Annotated in this window: 1 protein-coding gene; it reads right to left on the minus strand. The window is 39.8% G+C overall.

The features are described from left to right. On the minus strand, window positions 1-1,269 hold a 1,269-nt coding region (locus AC1RRQ_RS05330; RefSeq protein ID WP_493021990.1), incomplete at both ends, for an HYR domain-containing protein.

Raw genomic sequence — 1,269 nt, forward strand, 5'->3', positions numbered from 1 at the left:
TAAAGTAACCTGCCCAGGATTTGAGCCGATTACGGCTTGAACTCCGTTTAGTTTATCTGATGCAATAAGCGATGTTGTTTTTCCACCGATTGTACCATTAATTGGGCCTAAGTTTTCTTTTACTGCAAGGATTGAAGGAGCTGCAACTTTTATTTCTACTGTTGCAGTACTACAATTTGAAGAATTTGAAACTTCACAAATTTTATAATCAAATGAATATGTTCCTGCTGGTGTATTTGGTTTAACCGTTACTGTTCCGCTTGTTGTATCAAAAGTTAAAACTGATGGCAATGTAGAAGCTAATGTTAATACGACTTCACTTCTTACTACCGCATTACAATTAAGTAAATCATTAGCTAAGACATCTGAAACTGCTGTTCCTCCATCATATCCATTTATTGATGCTACTTTATCCTCATTAGCGATAATTGGCCCAACAACTTTTACAGTCTGAGTACAAGTCTGTGTATTTCCTGCAGCATCTTTTGCTGTCCAGGTTACAGTCGTATTTCCGATTGGGAAAACTGACGGTGCATTATTTGTTACTGTTATTGTTCCTGTACAATTGTCTGATGTTGTAGGAGTTCCTAAAGCAACACCTGATGCTGTACATAAATTAGCATCCGCAGAAACTACAACTGTTGCAGGACAAGTGATGGTTGGTTTTTGAGTATCGTTTACCGTTACTGTCTGAGTACAAGTCTGTGTATTTCCTGCAGCATCTTTTGCTGTCCAGGTTACAGTCGTATTTCCTATTGGGAAAACTGACGGTGCATTATTTGTTACTGTTATTGTTCCAGTACAATTGTCTGATGTTGTCGGCGTTCCTAAAACTACACCTGATGCTGTACATGAATTTGCATCCGCAGAAACTACAACTGTTGCAGGACAAGTGATGGTTGGTTTTTGAGTATCGTTTACCGTTACAGTCTGAGTACAAGTCTGTGTGTTTCCTGCGACATCTTTCGCTGTCCAGATTACAGCCGTGTTTCCGATTGGGAAAACTGATGGTGCGTTGTTTGTTACTGTTATTGTCCCAGTACAATTGTCTGATGTTGTCGGAGTTCCTAAAACCACACCTGATGCTGTACATGAATTTGCATCCGCAGAAACTACAACTGTTGCAGGACAACTGATTGTTGGTTTTTGAGTATCGTTTACTGTTACAGTCTGAGTACAGGTTTGTGTGTTTCCTGCAGCATCTTTTGCTGTCCAGGTTACAGTCGTATTTCCGATTGGAAAAACTGACGGTGCGTTGTTTGTTACCGT

Source organism: Flavobacterium sp. GW821-FHT12A05 (assembly GCF_058807735.1).